This is a genomic window from uncultured Prevotella sp. (assembly GCF_946407605.1).
GTDB lineage: Bacteria > Bacteroidota > Bacteroidia > Bacteroidales > Bacteroidaceae > Prevotella.
In genome coordinates this window covers 1-23,885 of sequence record NZ_CAMJOS010000041.1, presented here as the reverse complement: position 1 = coordinate 23,885, position 23,885 = coordinate 1, and the positions used below count along the sequence as shown (strand labels likewise).

The following is a 23,885-nucleotide window of genomic DNA, read 5'->3' as shown; positions in this document are numbered from 1 at the left end:
AGCCCTTCAGTTCGTCCTTGAGGAAGTTCAAAGACTCATCACCAAAATACAGTTTTGTTGGGTTGTAATAAGAAAAGTTTCCTAACATAACCGTATTTGCTTATAATTTCCCTGCCAATGCAATCACTTTCTGCTTGGTCTCCTCAGTCTTCTGCTCGTCAATCTTGGCAGAGACAAAGCCCATGTTCTCGACCTGCCAGTAATTGCAGATGTCGCGGAACTCGGCTGTGGCTCCGTCATAGACACCAGGCGAATAGGATGACATCAGCAGCACCATCTTCTTGACGTTGGCAGGTTTGTTGACGCAGTACATGCGCTGGATGGGAGCCTGAATCTGGGCGCAGAGCGTGAAGTAGTAGATGGGCGCAGCCAGCACCAGCACCTCGGCCTCGTTCATCAGCGGGTAGAGTTCCTGCATGTCGTCCTTCTGGATGCAGGCGCCATTGCCCTTATTATGACAATACTCGCAGGCCAAGCAGCCCGCAATCTTCTTTCGGGCCACGTTGACCAGCGTCACCTCATGACCTGCTGCCTCGGCAGCCTTCTTGTACTCTTCCGCCATCCAAGCGGTGTTACCATTCGCTCTCGGAGAGCCTTGCAAAATCAAAACCTTACTCATAATCGTATTCATTATTTTACCCGTTTCTTTCCGTTTTGTATCTGTATTCCCTTCCAGTCAGCACTAACCCTTTGTCCTTGCAAGTTGTAGATGAGGGGGCCTCCCCCGACCCCTCCAAAGGAGGGGCGATTTGTTGCCTGACCTTTCTTCGCGTCCTGAATGCCGGTAGTAGCCTTGTCGCCCAGACGGAACAACTTGACGCCGTGACTGGGCACGGTGGTGCTGAGGATGCCTGTGGCGGTGCCGAGGTCTTCGCCAGCCCAGATGTCATAGACGGGAACGGGCTCGGTGGCGCTATAGCCAAGCTGCGTGAGGTCGAAGTCGAAAGCCTCTTTCTTGGTGACGTAGAAGATGAACTCCATCGTGGTGCCGGTCGTGTTGGGATTGTCGGTATCGCACGACGAGTCGTAGCCGCAGAGGGCGCGGAAAGTCTTCCATGAGTGTCCTGCAGGCAGTTCGTAGATGAGGGTGCATTGTGCGTTCATGCCGAGACCGGTGGTATATGACTGCCCATTTACGCGCAGCGTTTGACCCTCCACATTCTGGTTGACATGCAGGCTGCCCCATTCCGACTGGTAGCTGGTCTGCCTTAGCGTGGTCAGCGAGGTCTCGTTGCCCTCGACATCGATGAGCACGGGGTTGATGAGGTCGGCACGGTCGTAGGCAAAGCCATCGCCCCAGTTGCTCACCACAATCTTCAACTGCTCGGCGCCAGTAACGTCGGCCTCCAAGGTCTTGCTCTTCGTGCCTGTGCGGCAGATGAGTCCTGAACGGGCAGCGGCATCGTCCTGCTCGTCGGTGAGCGGGTTCTGGTCGAACACCATGAAGCGGATGGTCGTCGTGGCTCCCTGCTGACCGATGCCAGAGTCATCGGCAGCGGCCATCGCCTTGAAGCGCACCACGTCCATATCGTCGGGAATCTGGAAGAAGATGGCGGCGTTGGCATCGGTAGAGAAGCCGCGGTCGTAGGTGACGCCCATCACTTTCATCTTGCCGCCGTTGTCCACGTTCTTGTTCTCATACACGCGGTTGAAGTAGGACTTGGTATATTGGCGGGTCTTGTAGGTGCCTGTGAGGGGAACCTCGGTGCCGTCGCGCAACACGAGCGTGGGATTGATCCAGTCGCCGTGGTCGTAGTTGTAGTTGTCCCCACCGTCATCAACCACCAATACGAGCGTCTTCTCACCCTCGGGCCACTCTATGTCCACATCCACAGCATGGCCGTCGGTGGTGTAGGCCACCACCTCGCTCTTGTAGAGAGCCTTGTTGCCAACCACCCAGCGGTTATTGTCGCGCTGGAAGAGCGCCAGATAGCGGGTGTCGCCGATGTGAGAAGTCCACGCCACACGGCCGTTGTCCTCGTCGTTAAATACCTGATGGGCCTCCTCGCCATATTTGTGCATCTGGTGGTACTCATCATTGTTCAGCAGCGAGAGCGTGAAGGCATCGTTCCTCGTCATCTCTCCGCCGAAGAACAGGGGCGAGTGGCAGATGCCCCAGAGGGTCATCATGGTCAGCTGTTCGTTCTGCGTGAGGTTCGTCCAGCGGCCAGCGTCGGCAGCAGTATAGCCAGGGTCGCCGATGGTCATGGCAATCTGTCCCAAGGGCAGCATGTCGCAGTCGGCATAGTTGCCCGGACGGGTGACGGTCTCCCAGGCATGGGCCTCGTTGAACACGGCATCCACGGCGCTCCAGTTGTCCCACAGGTCGTCCATCATGCGCCACATATTGGCATTGTCGAGACACTCCTCAGCATACTGGTACTGCGTCTTGCCGGGCGAGAGCGAGAGCACGATGGGACGGCCCGTCTGGTCAATGGCCTTGCGTATCATGTGAATCTCGTCGGTGTAGAACGGACGTGAGAGGTCGTCAATCTTCAGGAAGTCCACGCCCCACTCGGCATAGAGGTCCATGATGCTGTTGTAATACGTCTGTCCGGCCTCGTTGTTCCTGACCAGCAGGTTGTCCTTCAGCCACGTGCAAGGAGAGGTGGTGCCGTTATACACCTGACTCCACGCCGTGCCTTCGCTGCCTTTCAACTTATAGCTGCTGCCCACGACACTCTTTGGCACACCACGCATGATGTGGATGCCGAACTTCAGACCCATCGCGTGTATTCTGTCAGCCAGAGCCTTGAAGCCGATATTCTTGCCGTCGACCATACACGACGGGAAGCGCGAGGGCGACGGCAGGTAGCGTCCATACTCGTCGAGCACATACCCCTGGTCGCCCCGCTGGTTGTAGTTGCCGCCTCCCAAGGACGGATGGTTGGAGTACCAGCGGATGTCCACCACCACATATTCCCAACCATATTTCACCAGGTCGTTATCAACTAAGTACTGCGCGTTCTGCAGCACCTCTTTCTCTGTCACCGAAGAGTAGTAGCAGTCCCACGAGTTCCAGCCCATCGGCGGTGTCATAGCCCAGGTGCGGAAGGTTGCAATCTCTTCTGTGTTCTGTGCCTGCGCCATGCCTAATGAGAGCAGCGCGGAAATGATAGTTAGTGTTAGTTGTTTCATTTTTTTGATTAAATTAAAGTGTTTGTTAACAGCCAAAACCACCAAGCGGTGTAATCGTAGTTTTCTGCCCGCAAATATACAAATAAAATCCCAAAGAATGGTGTTTTCGCCTTGGGATTTAATGATTATTGGGAAATTATCCGTAGTTCTCAATAAGATACTTCACAAACTGCGGGTCACCGAAATTGATGAAGCCCGCGTCCTGTTGGTTGAGGGTGGCAATCTGCGACATATCATCGTCGGAGAGTGTGAAGTCGAAGATGTCGAAGTTCTGCGCCATGCGCTCCTTGTGAGTTGATTTGGGGATGGCTACGATACCACGCTGGGTGAGCCAGCGGAGGGCAACCTGTGCAGCAGTCTTACCATACTTCGCTCCAATGGCAGCCAACACCTCGCTCTTTACGATACCTTCAGCACCCTGTCCGCCAAGCGGTCCCCACGCCATCAGCTTCGTGCCGAACTCAGCGTGAATCGGCTCGATACACGTCTGCTGCGCAAGGGCGTTGCACTGCAACTGGTTCACCATCGGCTTCAGCTCTACATAGTGCGCAAAGTCGAAGAAGCGGCCTGCCTGGAAGTTGCTCACGCCGATAGCGCGCACCTTGCCCTCTCGATAGGCCTTCTCCATAGCCCGCCACGTGCCGAATACGTCGCCGTAGGCCTGATGGATCAGCAGCAGGTCGATGTACTCCGTCTGCAACTTGCGCAGGCTCTCGTCGATGCTCTTGTAGGCTTTCTCCTCGCCTGCGTTCGAGATCCACACCTTCGTCACGAGGAACAAGTCTTCGCGCTTGATTCCACTCTTGCGCCAAGCCGCGCCAACACCCTCCTCGTTCTGGTAAGCCTGCGCCGTATCGATGAGCCTGTAGCCCACGTTCAGCGCATCCGTCACGCATCGTTCACACTCGTCAGGACTTACCTGAAACACGCCGTAGCCCAGCAACGGCATCTCCACTCCGTTTGATAATCTGATGTACTCCATATTTGTATTGTTTTAATATCCTAATCCTTGCAGCCACTTCTCAACTTTTGCCTTATTCGTGCGCACCTCGTGGCCGTAGATGCTGAAACCCTTCGTGACGTTGGCATCAGGGAAGGCATCCTTTACATCTTCCACGCAACTGGCCAGTCCGCTGCCCTCGTGAGTAGTGAAAGGGATAACAGTCTTGCCCTTCAGGTCGTTCGCATGCTTCTTGAAGAACGTGAACATCACCTGCGGATAGGTGCCCCACCACACGGGACCGCCGATGAACACCACATCGTAACCCGCGAGGTCGATGTCGCCCTCATACTCCGGTAACTCCCCGTTCTTCGCCTCCTTCTTGGCCAGTTCAATCAGCGGGTTATAAGCCATTCCGTCGTACTTGTGGGTCACGATTTCGAACTGCTCCGCACCCGTCAATTGACCTTCGGTCGATTTCTGGCTCGACTCGGCAGAGTTGATGCGAGCATCACTCTGCACTCGCTGATTCAGAAATTCCGTGATGTAATCGGCCACAATCTTCGTGTTGCCCACCTCGATATTTCCCACTGCGTAGTTATCTCCCGCATGTGAGAAGAACACTACCAATGCCTTACTGTCCTTTGCCATAACTTTCTCCTGTTTTGCGCCACCGCTGCAAGCTGTGGAAATCAGCAATGCTATGGCGGCTGTGATGATACTTTTGATATTCATTTTAAATATACTTTTGGATTTGGGTGCAAAGTTACGACGATTTCCTGATACTTTTGTTTCACAAATTACTTCACAATTTTCACTTTTTGCCTAAATCGTTCTTTTATATATAAAATAATGTGTAATTTTGCGCAGTAAAACTGCGCGAACTTGCTCATGCTCGGCAAAAAGCAAGCTTTCTGCGCTCGCTTAATCGCAATTTTGTCAGTCATGAAGGCAGATTTTCAATATTCCACAGACTTCTATGGGATGAATTCCTATGAGTTGAGCCACACCTGCATGCATCTGCTTTGCTTGGCAGGTGAGGCAAGTTTTGTGTTCAACGAGCATTGCTATCACATCGTGAAAAACGACCTGGTTGTGATACCGATGCCCGATCGTATCAGCAACCTGGCGGGACATGCAGACTTGCAGGTGGAGTGGTTTGCTGCCGATTACAAGTTCCTGCAGAACCTGTTGCCATCGAACAACTACAGCATCGGAGGCAGTATCTCACTGAACCAAGACCCTGTCATCAAGCTCTCAGATGAGCAGGCACAGCATCTGCTTGATGACTTCCATCGTCTTCGTGACCGCATGGACGACAGCCATTTGCAGTTCTATCGCGAACTGATGGGCAGTCTCTGCCTGACGATGATGTACGACATCTTCGAGGCCCATGCCCAACGTGATGCAACAGACACCCATACCGACCGCACAGCCTACATCGTGAAACAACTGATGGTTCTGCTGGCTACGGGCATCAGCCGAACGGAACGTGATGTGAGCTACTTTGCCGAGCGTCTGAACGTATCGCCCAAATATCTTTCTGCCACCATCAAACGGGTGACAGGACACAGTGTCACCTCATACATCGACCGACACACCGTACCTATATTGAAAGACTATCTGAATGATGAACGCCTGTCACTCACTCAGATAGCCGACCTGATGAACTTCACATCGCTCTCTTACTTCAGCCGCTACTGCACGAAACATCTCGGCCTGTCGCCTAGCGAGTACCGCCAAAGTCTTCAACCGAAATAGTTCAACGAGGGGACAGGAAAGGAGTCTCGGTCAGTCCGCCATAACTATCTGCAGCGATCTCAAGAGCTTCCTGAGTGGTATATTGCTGATAAAGAGAACAACGGGTTACAATTGTTTGCGGCGAACAACGGTCGTCAATCACCTTTACCAGAGCCCAGCCTTTCATCTCGTCGGCAAATTCCTCTCCAATGAGTGCCAGATGGTTATCTATTTCGGTCATGTCCCACCATGACACTTCCCGCATACTGAACCGTACACGTGGCAGAACATCGCTCTCTATCGTCTGTATGGCGGTATAAAGCCGCAATTGGGCATGATACGTCCGGTCGCTTTTCTTTAGGTCGGTTATCAGCGCAGGCTTGCCATCCACCTCACCCAACTCCTGCTTCACCGTCGGCAGTATTCCGTCGCTCACCGGAATGCCGGGCATCAGGAACGATGACTGGTTCATGGTTCCGTTGTTAGGTACATATACCACAGGCAACTGATTCGCCAGCGATGCAAAATTCTGATAGGCAGTCCGTCGCTCGGTGAACATCACGTCGCAGAACCGCAGCATCTTCCACAGCGCCGTCGTGTGTCGCATCTTCTGTCGCTGTACGAATTGCGGAAGTGTATTGCTGCGTTTCTCGTGCGTCGCTGTTTCTCGACCGATTACTTGTCCGTTACGCAGGTAAAAAGTCATCCCTGCTACACGTACCCTTTTAGGTATAGTCAGCCCCAATACTCCTTTACCTTTCTTCTTCATTGCTCTTTTCTCCTATCTTTAATTTGTTATTATGATACTCATATTATAGATATTTCATATGTTATTCTTTGTTATTTCTTATACCCAACTACCCTCTATCCATATGATAGCCTCGGTGTTGCTTCGATGTTCCTTCTATCACTGTCCGCTATTTGCTCGCTATATCATCGGTACTTGTCCGGTCATTAACCGAACATATACCGGACAAATACCGGACATCTACCGGACAAGAATCGAAGGTACTCCTTTACTGTATGCTTATTACATTGAGGCTGCATGCAAGATAGACATAAGTTCTTCCATTGTTTTACATAAGACAGAGCATACATTCAGAAAGAGTGACACCTCAGAAGCTCCCAACGGTAGTTTGTCCAATTATCTCTTTCGTGTATATACAGAACGCATTCGTACTTTGTGCAACATAATACAGTGATTAGAGTCGCAGATTATGCAGCAAAAGTACTAATAAAATGTCAAATCACCAAATAAATTCGTAAAATATCGCATTATGCGACGTTTTTGTCTCCAAAACGTCGAAAGCATTCTTGGAGACACAAAAAAGGATCTGCCCAAACGGACAGGTCCCTTTCATTATATCAGAGAGTTTATTTACTCTTCAACGGCTGCCTGCGCGGCAGCCAGACGTGCGATGGGCACACGGAAGGGAGAGCAAGATGCGTAGTTCATGCCAATCTTAGCGCAGAACTTCACAGAGCTGGGCTCACCACCATGTTCACCACAAATACCGCAGCGGAGGTCAGGACGTACCTCACGGCCTTCCTTCACAGCGAACTTGATGAGACGGCCAACACCCTTCTGGTCGAGTACCTGGAATGGGTCAACCTTCAGAATCTTCTTGTCGAGGTATACAGGCAGGAACGATGCGATATCGTCACGGCTGTAACCGAATGTCATCTGTGTCAGGTCGTTAGTACCGAATGAGAAGTACTGAGCCTCTGTAGCAATGCGGTCAGCAGTCAGGGCAGCACGTGGAATCTCAATCATTGTACCAATCTCGAACTCTACCTCGATGCCCTCAGCGGCGAATACCTCCTTAGCGGTGCTCTGGATAACTTCCTTCTGCTGCTTCAACTCGTAGAGCGTGCCAATCAGCGGAACCATAATCTCGGGCATAGGATTCTTGCCTTCCTTCTTCAGTTCGCAAGCGGCACCGAGGATGGCGCGTGTCTGCATAGCGGTGATCTCAGGGAAGGTGATGCCCAGACGGCAACCACGGTGACCCAGCATCGGGTTGTTCTCGGCCAGCGAAGCTACGCGGCGCTGGATGGTCTCCAGGCTGACGCCCATCTCCTTGGCCATGGTCTCCTGACCAGCCAGATCGTGGGGAACGAACTCGTGGAGAGGGGGATCGAGCAGGCGGATGTTCACGGGCAGACCGTCCATAGCCTCGAGGATACCCTTGAAGTCGGCCTTCTGATAAGGCAGCAACTTAGCCAGAGCCTTCTCACGGCCAGCGAGGCTGTCAGAGAGGATCATCTCACGCATAGCGATAATCTTCTTGTCCTCGAAGAACATGTGCTCTGTACGGGTCAGACCGATACCCTTGGCACCGAAGGCGCGAGCCACCTGTGCATCGTGAGGTGTATCAGCATTGGTACGAACCTGCAGCTTGGTGTACTTGTCGCAGAGGTCCATCAGCTCCTTGAAGTCGCCAGAGAGTTCAGCAGCCTTGGTGGGCACCTCGCCAGCGTAAACCTGACCAGTAGTACCGTTCAGAGAGATGTAGTCACCCTCCTTATATGTAACGCCGTCAATCTCGACAGTCTTGTCCTTATAGCTAACGTTCAGGGCACCTACACCTGATACGCAGCACTTACCCATACCACGGGCAACCACAGCAGCGTGAGAGGTCATACCACCACGAGCGGTCAGGATACCCTCGGCAGCAGCCATACCGGCGAGGTCCTCAGGAGAGGTCTCGATACGTACGAGCACTACCTTGTGGCCGTCCTCGTGCCAAGCCTTAGCGTCGTCAGCGTGGAATACAATCTGACCACAAGCAGCACCAGGAGATGCGGGCAGACCCTGAGCGATGACCTTAGCGGCAGCCAGAGCCTTCTTGTCGAATACGGGGTGCAGCAGCTCGTCGAGCTTGTTGGGCTCGCAGCGCATGATGGCGGTCTTCTCGTCGATCATACCCTCGTGGAGCAGGTCGATGGCGATCTTCACCATAGCAGCACCTGTGCGCTTACCGTTACGGGTCTGGAGGAACCACAGCTTGCCCTCCTGAACGGTGAACTCCATATCCTGCATATCGTGGTAGTGGTTCTCCAGGTTCTCCTGAATCTGATTCAGCTGTGCATAGGTCTCGGGCATGGCCTCCTCCATAGAAGGATACTTAGCTACGCGCTCAGCCTCAGAGATACCAGCACGCTCAGCCCAGCGCTGAGAGCCGATCTTGGTGATCTGCTGTGGGGTACGGATACCAGCCACAACGTCCTCACCCTGTGCGTTCACGAGATACTCACCATTGAAGAGGTTCTCACCATTAGCGGCATCACGGCTGAAGCATACACCAGTAGCAGAGGTGTCACCCATGTTACCGAATACCATAGCCATCACTGATACGGCTGTACCCCACTCGTCGGGGATACCTTCCATCTTACGATAGAGGATAGCGCGCTCGTTCATCCAAGAACGGAACACAGCGCAGATAGCACCCCAGAGCTGCTCGATAGGATCGTTGGGGAAGTCCTTACCGGTGCGAGCCTTGATAGCCTCCTTGAACAACTGAACCAGCTTCTTCAGCTCATCAACGTTCAGGTCCTTGTCCAGCTTCACGCCACGCTCAGCCTTCACCTTCTCAATGATCTCCTCGAATGGGTCGATGTCAGTCTTGTTGACAGGCTTCATCTCCAGTACCACGTCACCGTACATCTGTACGAAACGACGGTAAGAGTCATATACGAAGTGAGGATTCTGGGTCTTCTTCACCATACCCTCAGCCACCTCATCGTTCAGACCGAGGTTCAGGATGGTGTCCATCATACCAGGCATAGAAGCACGGGCACCAGAACGAACAGAGACAAGCAGGGGATTCTCCTTGTCACCGAACTTAGAGTTCATCAGCACCTCGATGTGCTTCACAGCAGCCATCACGTCGTCGTTCAGCAGCTCCATAATCTTCTGCTGACCAACCTGATAGTACTCGTTACAGCAATCGGTAGTGATTGTGAAACCTGGAGGAACGGGAACGCCAAGCAGGTTCATCTCGGCAAGGTTAGCACCCTTACCACCGAGTTCCTCACGCATTTTTGCATTACCTTCGGCCTTACCATTACCGAAGAGGTAAACTCTCTTTTGACTCATTAGTTTGTATTTTTTAAGATTAATATTATATAAGTTATTGTCGTATTTTGATTAGAATTCTGCAAAGATAAGCGAAATTTTGCACACCACCAAAGAATTTGAGAAAAAAAATATATCTCACGATGCATTTTTCTGCTTTCATCGCCCAAGGGTTGGGTCAGAGGCTTGGCAGAGGGCTTATTTCAAGGGCAGCATCAACACGAAACGGGCACCAGCGGTATAGGCGGTGTCGAGCACGATGTCGCCTCCCATTCGGCGAGCCAGAGAACGGGCGATGGTCAGGCCGATGCCTGTGCCCACCTTATATTTATCGAGCTGCACAAACTCCTCGAAGATATGCTCGCTCTGCTCGGGGGGCACGCCAATGCCTGTATCCTCGACGCTAAACGAGAGGCGCGAGGCGATGATGCCAACAGCGAAGGTCACCGTGTTGTAAGCGTCAGCTTTGCGGAACTTGCCGGCATTGTCGAGCAGCTGAGCCAGTGCCCGCTGCAGGGCCTGGGCATTGGTGACTATCTCCTTCGCAGCCAGGTCGGCATTGAGCTGGAGCACGAACCTCACGCCTGCGACATCCTCGATGCCCGACTCGCCAACAGCGCCTGCCACGATCTCGCCAAGGGTCACGTGGTCGTTCATCTCTATCACCACCTTACTATTGGTTTCTGCCAACTCGAGCATCTTGTTCACCAGCGAGGTGATGCGGTCGGTATTCTCCGTAATCTTCTCGTTGGCCTCGGCACGGGTGGCATCGTCGAGTTTCAAGCCTGGCGTGGTGATAATCTGGGTGAAGCCGGAAAGGATGTTGAGCGGCGTGCGGATCTCGTGACTGATTTGATGGATGAAGTCCGTCTTCATGCGCGACGACTCCTCGGCACGGGCATTGGCCACCACAAGGGCTTTGTTCTTCTCTTCCAGTTCATAATAGGCCGTCTCCAAACGCTTGGCGGCACGATGGCGGAAGAAGATGAAGACCAGCAACGACACCACGACAAGGGCGCCAATGATGAGCATCAGTTGCAGACGGGTGTGTTCGTGTTCCATCTTCTCACGTTCCTGCTGTCCTTTCAGCTCGTCAATCTCCAGGCGTTTGTTCAGCAGGTTGAGCTGGGTAGCGTTCTCCATGAGTTTCATAGAGTCGCTGAGCTCATGGAAACGACGGAAGTATTCGATGGCTTCCTCATAGCGGCCCACGCCCTCGAGGCCCTGGGCATATTGCAGCAGGGCATCCAGACGCACGCTCTGCTCCATAGTCTGAGAGAAAGTCAGGTATTGCTTGGCCCATTCGAAGGCTTTGGCATTCTGACCCTGTTCTGAGGCCAGGCGGAAGCGACTGGAGAAGACATTGGCGTAGTTGATAGAATCCGTTTCGTTATAGAAGCCGATATAATAGTCCAAGGAGTCTATCAGCTGTTCCGCCCTGGCATAATGCTTCTGCGACAACTCGTAGTCGAAGGCACAGGTGTAGTATTCAAAGTACCATGAGTTGCTAGCGGCTATGGTATCGTTGTACTCCGCAGGCAGGGGGTTATTGTCCAACAGCAGGCGCCATTCCCTCAGCAAAGCCACCACCTCGTCGTAGTGCTTGCCATTCTGAAGATTCTCACAGAGGCGATAATAAAGGTTGACGAGTAGTTCGGAGGGCGGGGCCTTGGGACAGATCTCAAGACCTCGGCGCAGGCAGGAGACTGACTCGTCGTAGTATTTCTGATGGCCATAGCTGATGCCTAACAGATAGGAAGCCCACGCCTGACCAATCGTGTCGCCACGTTCCTTGGCATCGGCATACATCAGCTGCGCCTCCTGGTTGGCAGTCTCTAAGTCACCTTCCCACACGCAGTCTTCTATCATCGTCTCCCAAGCATTGTAGTACCACTTCCACTGCTCGTGCTCGCGACAGTACGCCATCACGTCAGGCCCGCACATCATCAGCGAGTCATGCTCCAGGTAGTTGTAATAATGTTCAAGGACCAGATATCTCTGGAAGGCAGAGTCTTCCCAATCGACGGCTTTTGAGCTTTCCTGACTGCCTGCTGACGAAGAGCCGCTGCCAAAGCCTGTACAAGAAAACCACACACCGCAAACTATCACGGCTGCCAGCAGCAGCCTTGACAATAACATAGTATTTGGTCGAAATTCTTTCATTTCGCGGCAAAGGTACGAAAAATAATTGGATTTTGGCACGATATTTCACTTGTTTTTTGTAATTTTGCAACCTAATTCTACACATATTTAATTAATGGCAAGAAATAAGAAACCATTACCACTATTGGAAAACGTCACCATCGAGGCCGTTGCCGCTGAAGGCAAGTGCCTGTTCCATTGGAACGAGATGGTGGTGTTTGTACCCTTCTGTGTGCCTGGCGATGTGTGCGACGTGCAGATTCGTCGCAAGAAGCACTCGTTTGCCGAGGGTGAGGTGGTACGCTTTATAAAATATAGTAATGTACGCGCGATACCGTTCTGTCAGCATTTTGGCGTGTGCGGCGGCTGCAAGTGGCAGAACCTGCCCTACTCAGAGCAGTTGAAGTTCAAGCAGCAGCAGGTATATGACCAGCTGCATCGCATTGGCAAGGTAGAGCTGCCTGAGTTCCTGCCCATCCTGGGGTCAGTAAAAACACAGGAGTATCGCAACAAACTCGATTTCGGATGTGCCAACAAGCGATGGCTGACCAGCGACCAGCTAAAAGATGAGTCGCTGGTAAAGGATACTCCAGCAATCGGCTTTCACATCACTGGTGCCTTCGACAAGATTCTGCCTGTTGAGAAGTGCTGGCTGATGGACGACCTGCACAATCAGATTCGCAACGAGATCAGGGACTACGCTATTGAGCATGGGCTGAGTTTCTTCGACCTGCGGCAGCAGGTGGGACTCTTGCGCGATGTCATCATCCGCAATAGCGCCAGTGGCGAATGGATGGTCATCATCCAGTTCCACTTAGAAGCCTCCCCCGACCCCTCCCAAGGAGGGGAGAACCGATGGGACAGCGAAGATGGAAAGAAAGCCTTAGGACTGTTGCAACACATCGCTGATAAGTTCCCACAGATCACTTCCCTACTCTACCTGGACAACCAGAAGTGCAACGACACCATTGGCGATCAGGAGATTCTCGTGTTCAAAGGCGAGGACCATATCTTCGAGCTGATGGAAGACCTGAAGTTCAAGGTTGGTCCTAAGAGCTTCTATCAGACGAATACGGAGCAGGCATACCACCTTTATAGCGTCGCCCGCAACTTCGCAGCCCTGACAGGCAACGAAATGGTTTATGACTTGTACACAGGCACAGGAACCATTGCGAACTTCGTAGCGAAGAAAGCCAAGCAGGTGATTGGTATCGAGTATGTGCCTGAGGCTATTGAGGACGCGAAGATTAACTCAGAGATCAACAGCATTGAGAACACCCTGTTCTATGCTGGCGACATGAAGGACATCCTCACCGATGATTTTATCCAGGAGCACGGACGGCCTGACGTCATCATTACCGACCCTCCACGTGCCGGCATGCACCCCGATGTGGTGAAAACCATCCTCCGTGCGGCCCCAGACCGCATCGTCTATGTGAGTTGTAATCCTGCCACCCAGGCCCGCGACCTGCAGGACCTCGATGTGGCCTACAAGGTGATGGCTGTACAGCCCGTGGATATGTTCCCCCACACCCCTCACGTGGAAAATGTGGTACTACTCGTTAGAAGATAACTTAAAAAACAAATACGAAAGACTATGAAAAAGATTTTAATGGCAGCCCTGATGATGGGCGCAGCAATGAGCACACAGGCTCAGAGTGAATGGTTCCAGAACGTGAAGTTCAGCGGATATGGTATGGTACAGTATCAGGCCAGCGATCAGGACGGCGCCGAGAACAACGGCTTCAACCTGCGCTTGGTGCGTATGGCCCTCGAAGGTCGTGCACATCAGGACTTCTACTGGAAGGTACAGATGCAGATTAATGGTAACACCTACGACCCCGACAAGGCTAAGACTGACATCCGTCTGGTAGACCTCTTCGGCGAGTGGCAGAAATATGAGTTCTTCAAGGTGAAGGCTGGACAGTTCAAGCGTCCCTTCACATTCGAGAACCCCATGCACCCTATCACCCAGGGCTTTATGAGCTACTCACAGAACGTCAGCAAGCTGGCTGGATTCTCTGATCGTACTGGCGAACAGGGCAGCAATGGTCGTGACCTCGGTGTGCAGTTGCAGGGTGACTTCCTGAAGGATGCCTCTGGCCGTAACCTGCTGCACTATCAGGTGGGGGTGTTCAATGGTGAGGGTATCAACCAGAAGGATAAGGACAACCGCAAGGACATCATCGGCGGCATGTGGGTAATGCCTGTCAAGGGCATGCGTATCGGAGCCTTCGGATGGACGGGTAGCCGTGCTGGCGTAGGCGAGAAGAACCGCTACGCCCTCTCTGGCGAGTACACCCAGGACGATTGGACCTTCCGCACAGAGTATATCCACAGTCAGGGATGGAACAGCAACTTCACCAGCGACAAGGCCGACGGTATCTATGCGCTCTGCATTGCTCCTATCCAAAAGAACAAGTTCCACGTGAAGGCTCGCTACGACCTCTATCGCGAGGCAAAGGAATGGGGACGTGCCAAGACCTTCTACGAGGTTGGTGCCGACTATATGTTCACCAAGAATCTGCAGATCAACCTGGAGTATGCCCGTGTCAACGACCGCAGCCTGGAGAAGTCAGATTATAATATGGTGGACGTGGAGCTCGACTTCAGATTCTAATGATCTCAAAAGTACTTTTAATATACACAGGCGGCACGATTGGAATGAATCGCAACCCGCTGACAGGTGCTCTGGAGCCGTTCGACTTCGAGCACCTGCTCAGCCGTGTGCCTGAGCTGGCACAGTTTCAGACCGAGATTGCCACCTATCAGTTCAACCCGCCCATCGACTCCAGCGACATGTCGCCAAAGTTATGGACGGAACTGGCACATATCATTGCCGACAACTACGACGAGTACGACGGCTTTGTGATTTTGCATGGCACAGACACGATGGCCTATACCGCCTCGGCCCTGTCGTTCATGCTTGAAGGCCTCACCAAGCCCGTCATCCTCACTGGCTCGCAACTGCCTATAGGTCAGCTGCGTACTGACGGCAAGGAGAACCTCATCACCAGCATCGAGATGGCTGCTGCGAAACGTGCCGACGGCACGGCGATGGTGCCAGAGGTGGGCATCTATTTCAATGGTCACCTGATGCGCGGCAACCGCACCACTAAGCAGAGTGCCGACGAGTTCAACGCCTTCGAGTCGTTCAACTACCCCCACCTTGCCGATGCCGGCGTCGAGATCACCTATCACGAGGAATACATCCTCCACCCTTCAACGTCACTATCCTCCCTTCACCCTTCTTGCGTCCCTTCGGTAGCAAGCGAGCATAGCTCGAGCGCACCCGTCACCCTTCACCCTCAATTCACCCTCGACAACAACGTTATCATCTTCTCGTTGTTTCCAGGCATTCGCGAGGACCTCATCCGCCATATCATCGCCACCCCCAACCTGCGTGCCATCGTGATGCGCACTTTTGGCAGTGGCAACGCACCGCAGAGCCCTTGGCTCATCAACGCCCTGCGTGAGGGCACCCGCAACGGCAAGATTATCATCAACATCAGCCAGTGTTTGCAGGGCTGTGTGCAGATGGGTCGCTACGACACTGGCTACCAGCTGCAGGAGGCAGGCGTCATCAGCGGCTATGATGGTACCGTTGAGGCCGCCGTCACCAAGTTGATGTACCTGCAAGGCAAGTACACCGACCCCGAGGCAGTAAGGGAGATGATGAAAAAAAGTATACGTGGCGAAATAACAGTATAATGCGCTAATACGCTATCAAAACGACACAAAACACCCCATAAGTGTGCAATTTATGCATATTTATGGGCTTTTTTTGTACCACAAAGAAAGATTTTAGTTAATAAATTTGCATTTTTTAAAACTATTTCGTATTTTTGCACGCTGTAACAATAAAATGGAGCATTTTTAACTATGTACACGCGCCTTCGCGAGGAGGTTTCATAATTTTAGATAATAATACATTAAATTTACAAATCATTTATAAACAACTTAAAAAACGAGAGAGATTTATGGAAAAAAGACTAATGACGTTGTTGATGGGACTCTTCCTCTTTGTTGGGGGAGTGATGGCCCAGACGAAAGTCAGCGGTACCGTTGTGTCTCAAGACGATGGTGAGCCCGTTATCGGTGCTACTATCATGGTTGTAGGGACACAAATCGGTACGGTTACTAATGCCAACGGTCAGTTCTCACTGACCTGCCCTGCTGGCAAGAACACGCTGCGCATTACTTACATCGGCATGGAGCCTCTGGAGGTGACCGCCCGTCCAAACATGCGCATCATTCTGACCAGCGATGCTAAAGCCCTTGACGAGGTGATTGTTGTGGCATTCGGTACAGCAAAGAAGAGTGCCTTCACCGGTTCTGCAAAGGTTGTGGGCAGCGAAGAGTTGAAATTATCGCAGGTTACCTCAGTAACCGACGCTTTGGCAGGTGCCGTAGCTGGTGTGCAGTTGGTATCGGAAAGTGGCGACCCCTCTTCAACGGGTAAGATTCGTATCCGCGGTTTCAGTTCACTGAACGCTGGTAAGGATCCTCTTATCATTGTCGACGGTGCTCCTTACGATGGCGATATGGCCAACCTGAACCCTGCCGATATCGAGAACATGACTGTGCTGAAGGATGCTGCCTCAAACGCTCTGTATGGTGCCCGTGGTGCCAACGGTGTGATCATGATCACCACCAAGCGTGCCAAGCAGGGTCAGGATGCTCAGATCACTGTTGATGCCAAGTGGGGTGTTAACAGCCGCGCTCTGCAGCATTATAATGTCGTCAGCGACCCTGCTCAGTACTATGAGCTGCAGTATCTGTCGCTGTACAACGCCAATATTGCAGCCGGTCAGGATAAGATGACTGCCTGGAAGAACGCCAACAATGCGCTGACCACAGCCAAGAACGGCGGTCTGGGTTACAACATCTGGACAGTGCCCAACGGTCAGACCCTCATTGGTCAGAACGGTAAGCTGAACCCCAATGCCACACTGGGTTATCTGGCAAACTACAAAGGCGAAGACTATTGGGTGACACCCGACGACTGGGAAGAGCTGGGTACCCGCAACGGTTTCCGTCAGGAATACAATATCAATATCAGTGCCGCCAACGAGAAGGGCAGCTTCTACACCTCACTGGGTTATCTTGAGAACCAAGGTTTGATGGAGAACAGCGATATGAAGCGTCTCACCGCTCGTCTGCGTGCCGACTATCAGGTAAAGAAATGGATGAAGGTAGGTGGTAACATCTCTTACACCCGTTTCAACCACAACTCTCTGGGCAACAACGGTAGTGAGACATCTACTGCCAACCCCTGGGCGTTCACCACTCAGATAGCTCCTATCTATCCTCTATATCTGCGCAATGCCGACGGTTCTATCAAGGTTGACGCCAACGGCATTAAGATTATGGACTATGGTAATGACGGTAGCGATGGCAAGGTGACTAATGCAGGCATGAGCCGCCGCTTCATCGAGAACGCCAACCCCATCCAGGATATGCTGCTCAACACCCGCAACAACGAAGGTAACGCCTTCAACGCTTCAGGTTTCGCAGACTTCACTCTGGCTAGCGGTCTGGTATTCACCGTGAATGGTACTGCAAACATCGACGAGACCCGTCGTACATACGTTTACAACCCCTACTACGGACAGTTCGATTCTACAGGCGGTACCGTTGAAAAGCGTCATTTCCGCTACTTCAGCTACAACCTGCAGCAGTTGTTGAACTACAACACCACCATCGCCAATAATCACAACATTGGCGTGATGCTGGGTCACGAATATTATGATCACCGCTTCTACGACCTTTACGCTTCAAAGTCTATGATGTTCTCACAGACCAACAAGGAGCTGGGTGGTGCTGCCATCGACGGTCAGAGTGCTTATTCTGCCAGAGAAGACTACAACAACGAAGGTTACTTCGGACGTCTGCAGTACGACTACGACCAGCAGTACTTCCTTTCTGCTTCTCTGCGTCGCGACGCCAGCAGCCGCTTCCATCCCGACCACCGTTGGGGTACCTTCTGGAGCGTTGGTGGTGCTTGGCTGATGAACAAGGAGTCGTTCCTGAAGGATGTGAAATGGATTGACGAGCTGAAGCTGAAGGCCAGCTACGGTTCTCAGGGTAATGATAATATCAACGACTACCTCTATGTTGACCGCTACGACATCAAGAACTCTGCTGGTCAGATTGGTGTGGAATGGGCTGGCAAGGGTACCAACGATATCACTTGGGAGACCAACGGCAACCTGAATGCCGGAATCGAGTTCCAGCTGTTCAAGCGTGTGCAGGGTAGCATTGAGTACTACTACCGCAAGACCACCGACATGCTCTTCCAGTTCGGCGTATCTCCCTCACTGGGTTACAGCAGCTACTGGGCAAACGTTGGTGACATGTACAACACCGGTATCGAGACCGAGTTCAATGTCAACATCTTCAAGACTAAGGACTTCGAGTGGGATGTCAACCTGAACTTCTCTACTATCAAGAACCGCATCACCAAGCTGCACAACGATAAGAAGAACACTACTGTTTACGGTACCGACGGTAAGGCTTGGGAAGGTTATGTCAGCGGCAGCTTCTTCATCACCGAGGATGCCTCTATCTACTCTTGGTACATGAAGGACTACGCAGGTGTCGACGAGAATGGTCAGGCCACCTGGTGGAAGAACACCTTCGACGAGAATGGCAAGTGGACCGGACGCGAGAAGACCGCCACATGGTCTGAGGCCGACTACTACATGACAGAGGAGACCACCGTTCCCGATTTCTACGGCGGTTTTGGTACCACTGTTAAGTTCCGTGGCTTCGACTTCACTGCCAACTTCACCTATCAGATTGGCGGCAAGCAGTTCGATAGCGCCTATGCTTCGTTCATGAGCACACCTAACGACAGCCATAGCGGTTGGAACATCCACGCTGATGCACTCAACGCCTGGACACCCACCAACACCAATACCGACGTACCCCGTTGGAACTATGGCGACCTGAACACTGGCAACACTCAGACCCGCTTCCTGACCGATGCCAGCTACCTGAACCTGCAGAACATCAACCTGGGCTACACCCTGCCAAAGGCATTCACCCAGAAGTTCCAGGTTAACAGTCTGCGTGTTTACGCTTCTGCCGAGAATGTATTCTATTGGTCAAAGCGCAAGGGCTTCGATCCTCGCCAGACATTCGACGATACAGCAAATTCAACACGTTATTCTCCCATGCGTACCATCTCTGGTGGTATCACCGTGACATTCTAAGTTGATAATTTAAAAATGAGATTAAAGAATATGAAGACATTATATAATTATATATTTGGAGCTGCTTTCGTGGCTGTCGGTGCTGGGTTGACTACCAGTTGCATCGAAGAGACCTTCCCTGAGAGCGATACCGCCACCGCCGATCAGGTTTCCGATGCAGGTGGTAATGCACTCATGGGTACCGTCAACGGCATCTCTTCCCAGATGGTTCAGGGCTATCTGGTATATGGTGAGCAGGAACACGAGACCGATATGGCTTATCCCCAGTTCATGATTGCTCAGACCGAGATGCTGGGCGATATGTATCCTGGTGGTTCAAACTCTGGTTACGACTGGTATCGTACCTACAACACCATGAGCGCTAACTGTGGCGACCGCAGTTACTTTGCTTACCTGCCTTGGTTCACACTCTATAAGTTTGTGAAGACCGCCAACTCTATCATTGCTGTGGCCAATGAGGACAACGCCGAGACAAAGGCTTACGCTGGTATTGCCCGCGCCTGCCGTGCTTTCGACTACTACATGCTGATGGTGCTCTTCGAGCCCGCCGAGAACAAATACACCGACGTGTCGGCTGTCAAGGGTCTCACCGTTCCCATCATCGACGAGAACACCACCGAGGATATGGCTAAGAACAATCCTCGCGTTTCTCACGAAGACATGATGAAGTTCATCCTCGCCGACCTCGAGAAGGCCGAGGAACTGCTTAAGGACCACGCTGCTGACAAGGCTCGCGAGGAGAACCGCCTGGTGCCCGACCTCTCTGTGGTCTATGGTATCCGCGCTAAGGTTCACCTGTGGGATGGCGACTTCGAGAACGCTGCCAAGTATGCCGACCTGGCCATCACCACCGCTCAGCAGATTGCTAAACTGCATGGCCGCAACGCTGTGCCTATGACTGCCGAGCAGATGGAAGACCCCTCTTCTGGCTTCACCACCGCTACTGGCGGTTGGATGTGGTATCTGCACTACAGCGCCGAGTCAATGGGTAACCTCTGCAACTTCACTGGCTGGATGTCTGGCGAGGCCGACTGGGGCTATTCTTCACTCACCTGTCCTATGATCGACAAGTCACTCTACGACCACATGTCAATGACCGACGTACGCCGTCGTCTCTTCCTCGACCCCAAGCGTAGCGACTTCTACGATTACAAAACCTCACGCACTGTTGACTGGCTGGCCTCTAAGCCCGACTATCTGGCTCTGAAGTTCCGCTGCCTCAATGGCGATTACAAGACCTATAGCGTAGGTGGTGCCGTCGATGTGCCCATTATGCGTATCGAAGAGATGTATCTCATCCTGGCCGAGGCCAAGGGTATGAGCGAGGGCCTCACCGCTGGTCTTACAGAGCTCAACAACTTCATGAAGAAATATCGTGACGAGAACTATAACTTCAGCACTACTGACACCCGCGAGTTCCAACTCGAGGTGCTCACCCAGATGCGTCTTGAGTTCTGGGGCGAGGGTAACGCCTTCCCAAGTGCAAAGCGTCTGAAGCCCGGTGTTATTCAGAACTACGAGAACACCAACGCTCCCGCCGATATCTTCAAGATTAACTGCGAGGGAATCAAGCCCATTTGGAACCTCGTGATTCCTACTACTGAAACTGACGCCAACGTAGCATTGCAGGGCAAGAACAATCCTGACCCCACTCAGTCAGTTGTTGGTCCTTCACCCGTTGGTAAGTATGCTGATAAGAAATAGTGTTGAATGAATTAAACTGATGAACATGAAAATAAATAAATTGCTTTTCGGACTTCTCGGCATGGCAGCTATTTCGTTTACTGCCTGCTCAGATGATAAAGTCGACTATGAAAGAGGCACCTGGGATGCCAATGAGAACTATGCCGACATTTATTTCGCAGAGTCATCTAAAACAGTAGAGCTCGACCCTGCCGATCCCCTCACCACGACCCTCAAGGTCTATCGTCGCGTAGAGCACGAGTACACCTATGCCAAGGACTCTCTTGGCAACGACTCGATCACCAACGATACCATTGTCACCAAGCTGCCTAAGCTCACCCTGAAGCTCGACATTGTCAGCAACACTGACAGCGTATTCGAGGTTGGCGACGCAGTATTTGCCGAGGGCGACACTGTTGCCATCGTCACCATCAACTTCCCCAAGGCTGAGGTTGGTGTACCCTACACGCTCGACCTGCAGGTTACTGGTGCCGACTATGTGTCACTCTATTCCGAGGCTCCTGCCACCAAGCTCACCGTTACACGTGTGAAGTGGAACGATGCAGGTTTCTATCTCGATGAAAACGGCAATAAGGTCGAGGGCATGTGTATGTTCACCGACGACTTTGTAACCGGTTTCTATGGCGTTGACAATGTCTCTTACCCCATCAAGGTTCAGGAGCGTGCTGACAAGCCCGGCTACTTCCGTCTGATTAACGTCTATCACGAGGACTACCCCTACAACGATCCCGGTGACTGGGATACCTCAAAGGATTACTACATCTATATCGATGCCACCAATCCTAAGAAGGTCTATATCCCCCACTATTGTGAAACGGGTATGTCGTGGAGCTATGGCCAGTTCCTGATTTCAAGCATGGCCGGCTACTACATTGCCAAGGACCAGGCCGAGAAAGCCAACGACTACTTCGGTACCTATGCCAACGGTAAGATTACCTTCCCCAAGTCGGCTCTGCTTATCGCTATGACGGGTTACGGCTCTGGCGGCTTCTACAACTGCAACGACGCAGGTCTGTTCACCGTGGTACTCGACCCCACTCTGAACCCCTATCGTGCCGACATCAAGAAGGACTTCGACTTTAGTCTCGACTACGAGGGCAAGTTCATCTCCGAGCAGTACGAATCAGTCACCCGTGCCCAGCTGTGGAAGGGTGTTGCCAACAACACCACCGACAAGTGCGACTCAGTCTTCGCTGCCACCTATGGCACGCCATACTGTCTGAAGAGCCCCTATGCCGATGGTTACGACCTCTACTTCACCGTCAAGGATGGTGAGGTGAAGATACCCGAGGGCTACGAGATCCAGGCTACTGGCGACAAGGCTGCCGGTGCCGACATCTTCGCTAAGATCAGCACCATGTCAACCTTCGAAGAAGGTCTCATCAACCTCGTCATCACCTTCCAGAACGAAGATGGTAGCGTGGTCTATGGCACCTCTACCGAGACGCTGAAGCACGTCACCTACACCAAGGATATGTTCCTGGGCAAGTTCACCTACATGTCAGTATATTCTAGCAACGGTAAGCTGTACAACCTCGGCATGATCGACATCGTCGAGAATCCCAATGCAGAGGATAGCGTCTACGTGAAAGACCTCTACCTCGAGGGCGCTGTTGTTCCTGCCAGGATCGACACCATGGGTGGTTACCTCTACATGCCTTCCTTCGAGTATCTCGGCATCGAGGAAGATGAGGGAGTTCCCTACTACATCTTCACCTATGCTAACAGCGGTGCCGACGATATCAAGTTCGAGCTCAACGATGACGGCGAACTCGTCACCAACGACCTCAGCATCGTAGGTACTCCCGACCTGCAGAACCTCTACGGATGGTTCATGTCTACCGAGACCACGTTCGTTCCTGCCCAGGCCGACGGTGCACGCGCCAAGTTCCTTAACCGCGCTGCCAAGTACACCCAGAACAAGGGTCACAAGGGTGCCAAGCTCCATAAGAGCGCTCCCAAGAACCTCAAGAAGATGGTAAGAAAGTAAGCATCCGCTTATATCCCTCATATCATTGCACGGAACCCATCATTTTGGATTCCGTGCAATATTTTTTGCATTTTCCTTGGTAGCCTCAACTTTTCTTCGTATCTTTGCCCACAAACAATAACTATCCATTTTAATAACTAAACAAATACTTACAACGATGAAAGACCTCAAAGGAACAAAGACCGAGCGCAACCTGCAGGAAGCATTCGCAGGCGAGTCGCAGGCACGAAACAAGTACACCTTCTTCGCATCCAGGGCCAAGAAAGACGGTTATGTACAAATCAGCAACATCTTCCTCGAGACGGCAGCCAACGAAAAAGAGCATGCCGAACTGTGGTACAAATACCTCAATGGCGGTAAGATCAGCGACACCGTAACCAACCTCGAGGATGCCGCCGGCGGCGAGAACTTCGAGTGGACCGACATGTATGCACGCATGGCCCGTGAGGCCCGTGAGGAAGGCTTCGACGAGATTGCCGACAAGTTCGAGGGTGTGGCAGCCATCGAGAAAGAACACGAGGAGCGCTATCGCAAGTTGCTCGACAATATCCGTAAAGAGTGTGTCTTCTCCAAGGACAACGACGTCATCTGGCAGTGCTCTAACTGTGGCCATATCGTCATCGGCAAGAAAGCCCCCGACGAGTGTCCCGTCTGCAACCACGCACAGGCCTACTTCCAAGTCAAGGCCGAAAACTATTAAGATTCTCGTTACCTTTTAAAGGGATTATCTCCAGCGCTGAAAGGGATAATCTCCAATGATGACAGGGATAGGACTTTATATGTATAAGGAATAATCCCTTAGAGTTAAAAGTCCTATCGGAATGAAGTAAAGAGATTATCTCCTTAAAATATGGTAAGAAAAAGGCACCGACTCAGATATATTGAAGTGACCCCGAAAAGTTGGACGTTAAATTAAACGTTAATTATTAATCTCTC

General features: G+C 52.1%; 15 protein-coding genes. 8 read left to right on the top strand and 7 right to left on the bottom strand.

The features are described from left to right. Positions 1 to 100: 100 nt before the first annotated feature. The 4 genes from Q0R57_RS13195 to Q0R57_RS13180 form a co-directional block, all read right to left on the bottom strand. Positions 101 to 619 carry a flavodoxin family protein gene (locus tag Q0R57_RS13195; protein WP_294748594.1) on the bottom strand — a complete coding sequence of 173 codons (519 nt, stop codon included), beginning with the start codon at positions 617 to 619 and terminating at the stop codon, positions 101 to 103. A gap of 11 nt (positions 620 to 630) precedes the next feature. Further along, positions 631 to 3,138, bottom strand: coding sequence for an NPCBM/NEW2 domain-containing protein (locus Q0R57_RS13190; RefSeq protein WP_294748591.1), 2,508 nt, complete (start codon positions 3,136 to 3,138; stop codon positions 631 to 633). A 136-nt stretch (positions 3,139 to 3,274) separates the two neighbouring features. Continuing rightward, positions 3,275 to 4,120: an aldo/keto reductase gene (locus Q0R57_RS13185; protein ID WP_294748589.1), complete on the bottom strand. Its 846-nt coding sequence runs from the start codon at positions 4,118 to 4,120 to the stop codon at positions 3,275 to 3,277. Between the two features lie 12 nt (positions 4,121 to 4,132). Next, positions 4,133 to 4,813, bottom strand: coding sequence for a flavodoxin (locus tag Q0R57_RS13180; protein WP_294748587.1), 681 nt, complete (start codon positions 4,811 to 4,813; stop codon positions 4,133 to 4,135). 210 nt (positions 4,814 to 5,023) lie between these two features. Here Q0R57_RS13180 and Q0R57_RS13175 point away from each other — a divergent pair, with 210 nt between their 5' ends. Continuing rightward, positions 5,024 to 5,839: a helix-turn-helix domain-containing protein gene (locus tag Q0R57_RS13175; RefSeq protein ID WP_294748585.1), complete on the top strand. Its 816-nt coding sequence runs from the start codon at positions 5,024 to 5,026 to the stop codon at positions 5,837 to 5,839. Between the two features lies 1 nt (position 5,840). Here Q0R57_RS13175 and Q0R57_RS13170 read toward each other — a convergent pair whose 3' ends face one another. From Q0R57_RS13170 to Q0R57_RS13160, 3 genes are all read right to left on the bottom strand, one after another. Next, on the bottom strand, positions 5,841 to 6,587 hold the full coding sequence (locus tag Q0R57_RS13170) for a hypothetical protein (RefSeq protein WP_294748582.1): 747 nt from the start codon (positions 6,585 to 6,587) through the stop codon (positions 5,841 to 5,843). A gap of 609 nt (positions 6,588 to 7,196) precedes the next feature. Beyond that, positions 7,197 to 9,917: a pyruvate, phosphate dikinase gene (gene ppdK, locus Q0R57_RS13165; RefSeq protein WP_294748579.1), complete on the bottom strand. Its 2,721-nt coding sequence runs from the start codon at positions 9,915 to 9,917 to the stop codon at positions 7,197 to 7,199. A gap of 177 nt (positions 9,918 to 10,094) precedes the next feature. Then, complete coding sequence (locus Q0R57_RS13160) at positions 10,095 to 12,035, bottom strand: HAMP domain-containing sensor histidine kinase (RefSeq protein WP_294748576.1); 1,941 nt, start codon at positions 12,033 to 12,035, stop codon at positions 10,095 to 10,097. 118 nt (positions 12,036 to 12,153) lie between these two features. Between Q0R57_RS13160 and rlmD the strand changes: the two genes are divergently transcribed. The 7 genes from rlmD to rbr all read left to right on the top strand — a co-directional run bounded on the left by rlmD (position 12,154) and on the right by rbr (position 23,649). Then, positions 12,154 to 13,611 carry a 23S rRNA (uracil(1939)-C(5))-methyltransferase RlmD gene (gene rlmD / locus Q0R57_RS13155; protein WP_294748574.1) on the top strand — a complete coding sequence of 486 codons (1,458 nt, stop codon included), beginning with the start codon at positions 12,154 to 12,156 and terminating at the stop codon, positions 13,609 to 13,611. 24 nt (positions 13,612 to 13,635) lie between these two features. After that, the gene (locus Q0R57_RS13150; protein ID WP_294748572.1) at positions 13,636 to 14,658 is read left to right on the top strand and encodes a porin; all 1,023 of its coding nucleotides are present in this window, start codon (positions 13,636 to 13,638) and stop codon (positions 14,656 to 14,658) included. After that, positions 14,652 to 15,749 (top strand): type I asparaginase, encoded by a 1,098-nt coding sequence (locus tag Q0R57_RS13145; protein WP_294748597.1) that lies wholly within the window; start codon positions 14,652 to 14,654, stop codon positions 15,747 to 15,749. The genes Q0R57_RS13150 and Q0R57_RS13145 overlap by 7 nt, the downstream gene beginning before the upstream one ends. A 269-nt stretch (positions 15,750 to 16,018) precedes the next feature. Further along, the gene (locus tag Q0R57_RS13140; RefSeq protein WP_294748570.1) at positions 16,019 to 19,255 is read left to right on the top strand and encodes a TonB-dependent receptor; all 3,237 of its coding nucleotides are present in this window, start codon (positions 16,019 to 16,021) and stop codon (positions 19,253 to 19,255) included. Positions 19,256 to 19,285: 30 nt separating this feature from the next. Further along, positions 19,286 to 20,959 carry a RagB/SusD family nutrient uptake outer membrane protein gene (locus Q0R57_RS13135; protein ID WP_294748566.1) on the top strand — a complete coding sequence of 558 codons (1,674 nt, stop codon included), beginning with the start codon at positions 19,286 to 19,288 and terminating at the stop codon, positions 20,957 to 20,959. Between the two features lie 25 nt (positions 20,960 to 20,984). Further along, a complete protein-coding gene (locus tag Q0R57_RS13130) occupies positions 20,985 to 22,949 on the top strand; it encodes a hypothetical protein (RefSeq protein WP_294748563.1) in 1,965 nt (654 codons plus the stop codon). Positions 22,950 to 23,106: 157 nt separating this feature from the next. Further along, positions 23,107 to 23,649, top strand: coding sequence for a rubrerythrin (rbr, locus tag Q0R57_RS13125; protein ID WP_294748560.1), 543 nt, complete (start codon positions 23,107 to 23,109; stop codon positions 23,647 to 23,649). The last annotated feature ends 236 nt before the right edge of the window (positions 23,650 to 23,885 follow it).

Excerpts from the sequence above, each read along its gene's own strand:
- Q0R57_RS13160 (WP_294748576.1), bottom strand. The coding sequence starts at position 12,035 with ATGTTATTGTCAAGGCTGCTGCTGGCAGCCGTGATAGTTTGCGGTGTG.
- Q0R57_RS13135 (WP_294748566.1), top strand. The coding sequence starts at position 19,286 with ATGAAGACATTATATAATTATATATTTGGAGCTGCTTTCGTGGCTGTC.
- rlmD (WP_294748574.1), top strand. The coding sequence starts at position 12,154 with ATGGCAAGAAATAAGAAACCATTACCACTATTGGAAAACGTCACCATC.
- Q0R57_RS13140 (WP_294748570.1), top strand. The coding sequence starts at position 16,019 with ATGGAAAAAAGACTAATGACGTTGTTGATGGGACTCTTCCTCTTTGTT.
- rbr (WP_294748560.1), top strand. The coding sequence starts at position 23,107 with ATGAAAGACCTCAAAGGAACAAAGACCGAGCGCAACCTGCAGGAAGCA.
- Q0R57_RS13195 (WP_294748594.1), bottom strand. The coding sequence starts at position 619 with ATGAGTAAGGTTTTGATTTTGCAAGGCTCTCCGAGAGCGAATGGTAAC.
- Q0R57_RS13190 (WP_294748591.1), bottom strand. The coding sequence starts at position 3,138 with ATGAAACAACTAACACTAACTATCATTTCCGCGCTGCTCTCATTAGGC.
- ppdK (WP_294748579.1), bottom strand. The coding sequence starts at position 9,917 with ATGAGTCAAAAGAGAGTTTACCTCTTCGGTAATGGTAAGGCCGAAGGT.
- Q0R57_RS13175 (WP_294748585.1), top strand. The coding sequence starts at position 5,024 with ATGAAGGCAGATTTTCAATATTCCACAGACTTCTATGGGATGAATTCC.
- Q0R57_RS13150 (WP_294748572.1), top strand. The coding sequence starts at position 13,636 with ATGAAAAAGATTTTAATGGCAGCCCTGATGATGGGCGCAGCAATGAGC.
- Q0R57_RS13185 (WP_294748589.1), bottom strand. The coding sequence starts at position 4,120 with ATGGAGTACATCAGATTATCAAACGGAGTGGAGATGCCGTTGCTGGGC.
- Q0R57_RS13130 (WP_294748563.1), top strand. The coding sequence starts at position 20,985 with ATGAAAATAAATAAATTGCTTTTCGGACTTCTCGGCATGGCAGCTATT.
- Q0R57_RS13180 (WP_294748587.1), bottom strand. The coding sequence starts at position 4,813 with ATGAATATCAAAAGTATCATCACAGCCGCCATAGCATTGCTGATTTCC.
- Q0R57_RS13170 (WP_294748582.1), bottom strand. The coding sequence starts at position 6,587 with ATGAAGAAGAAAGGTAAAGGAGTATTGGGGCTGACTATACCTAAAAGG.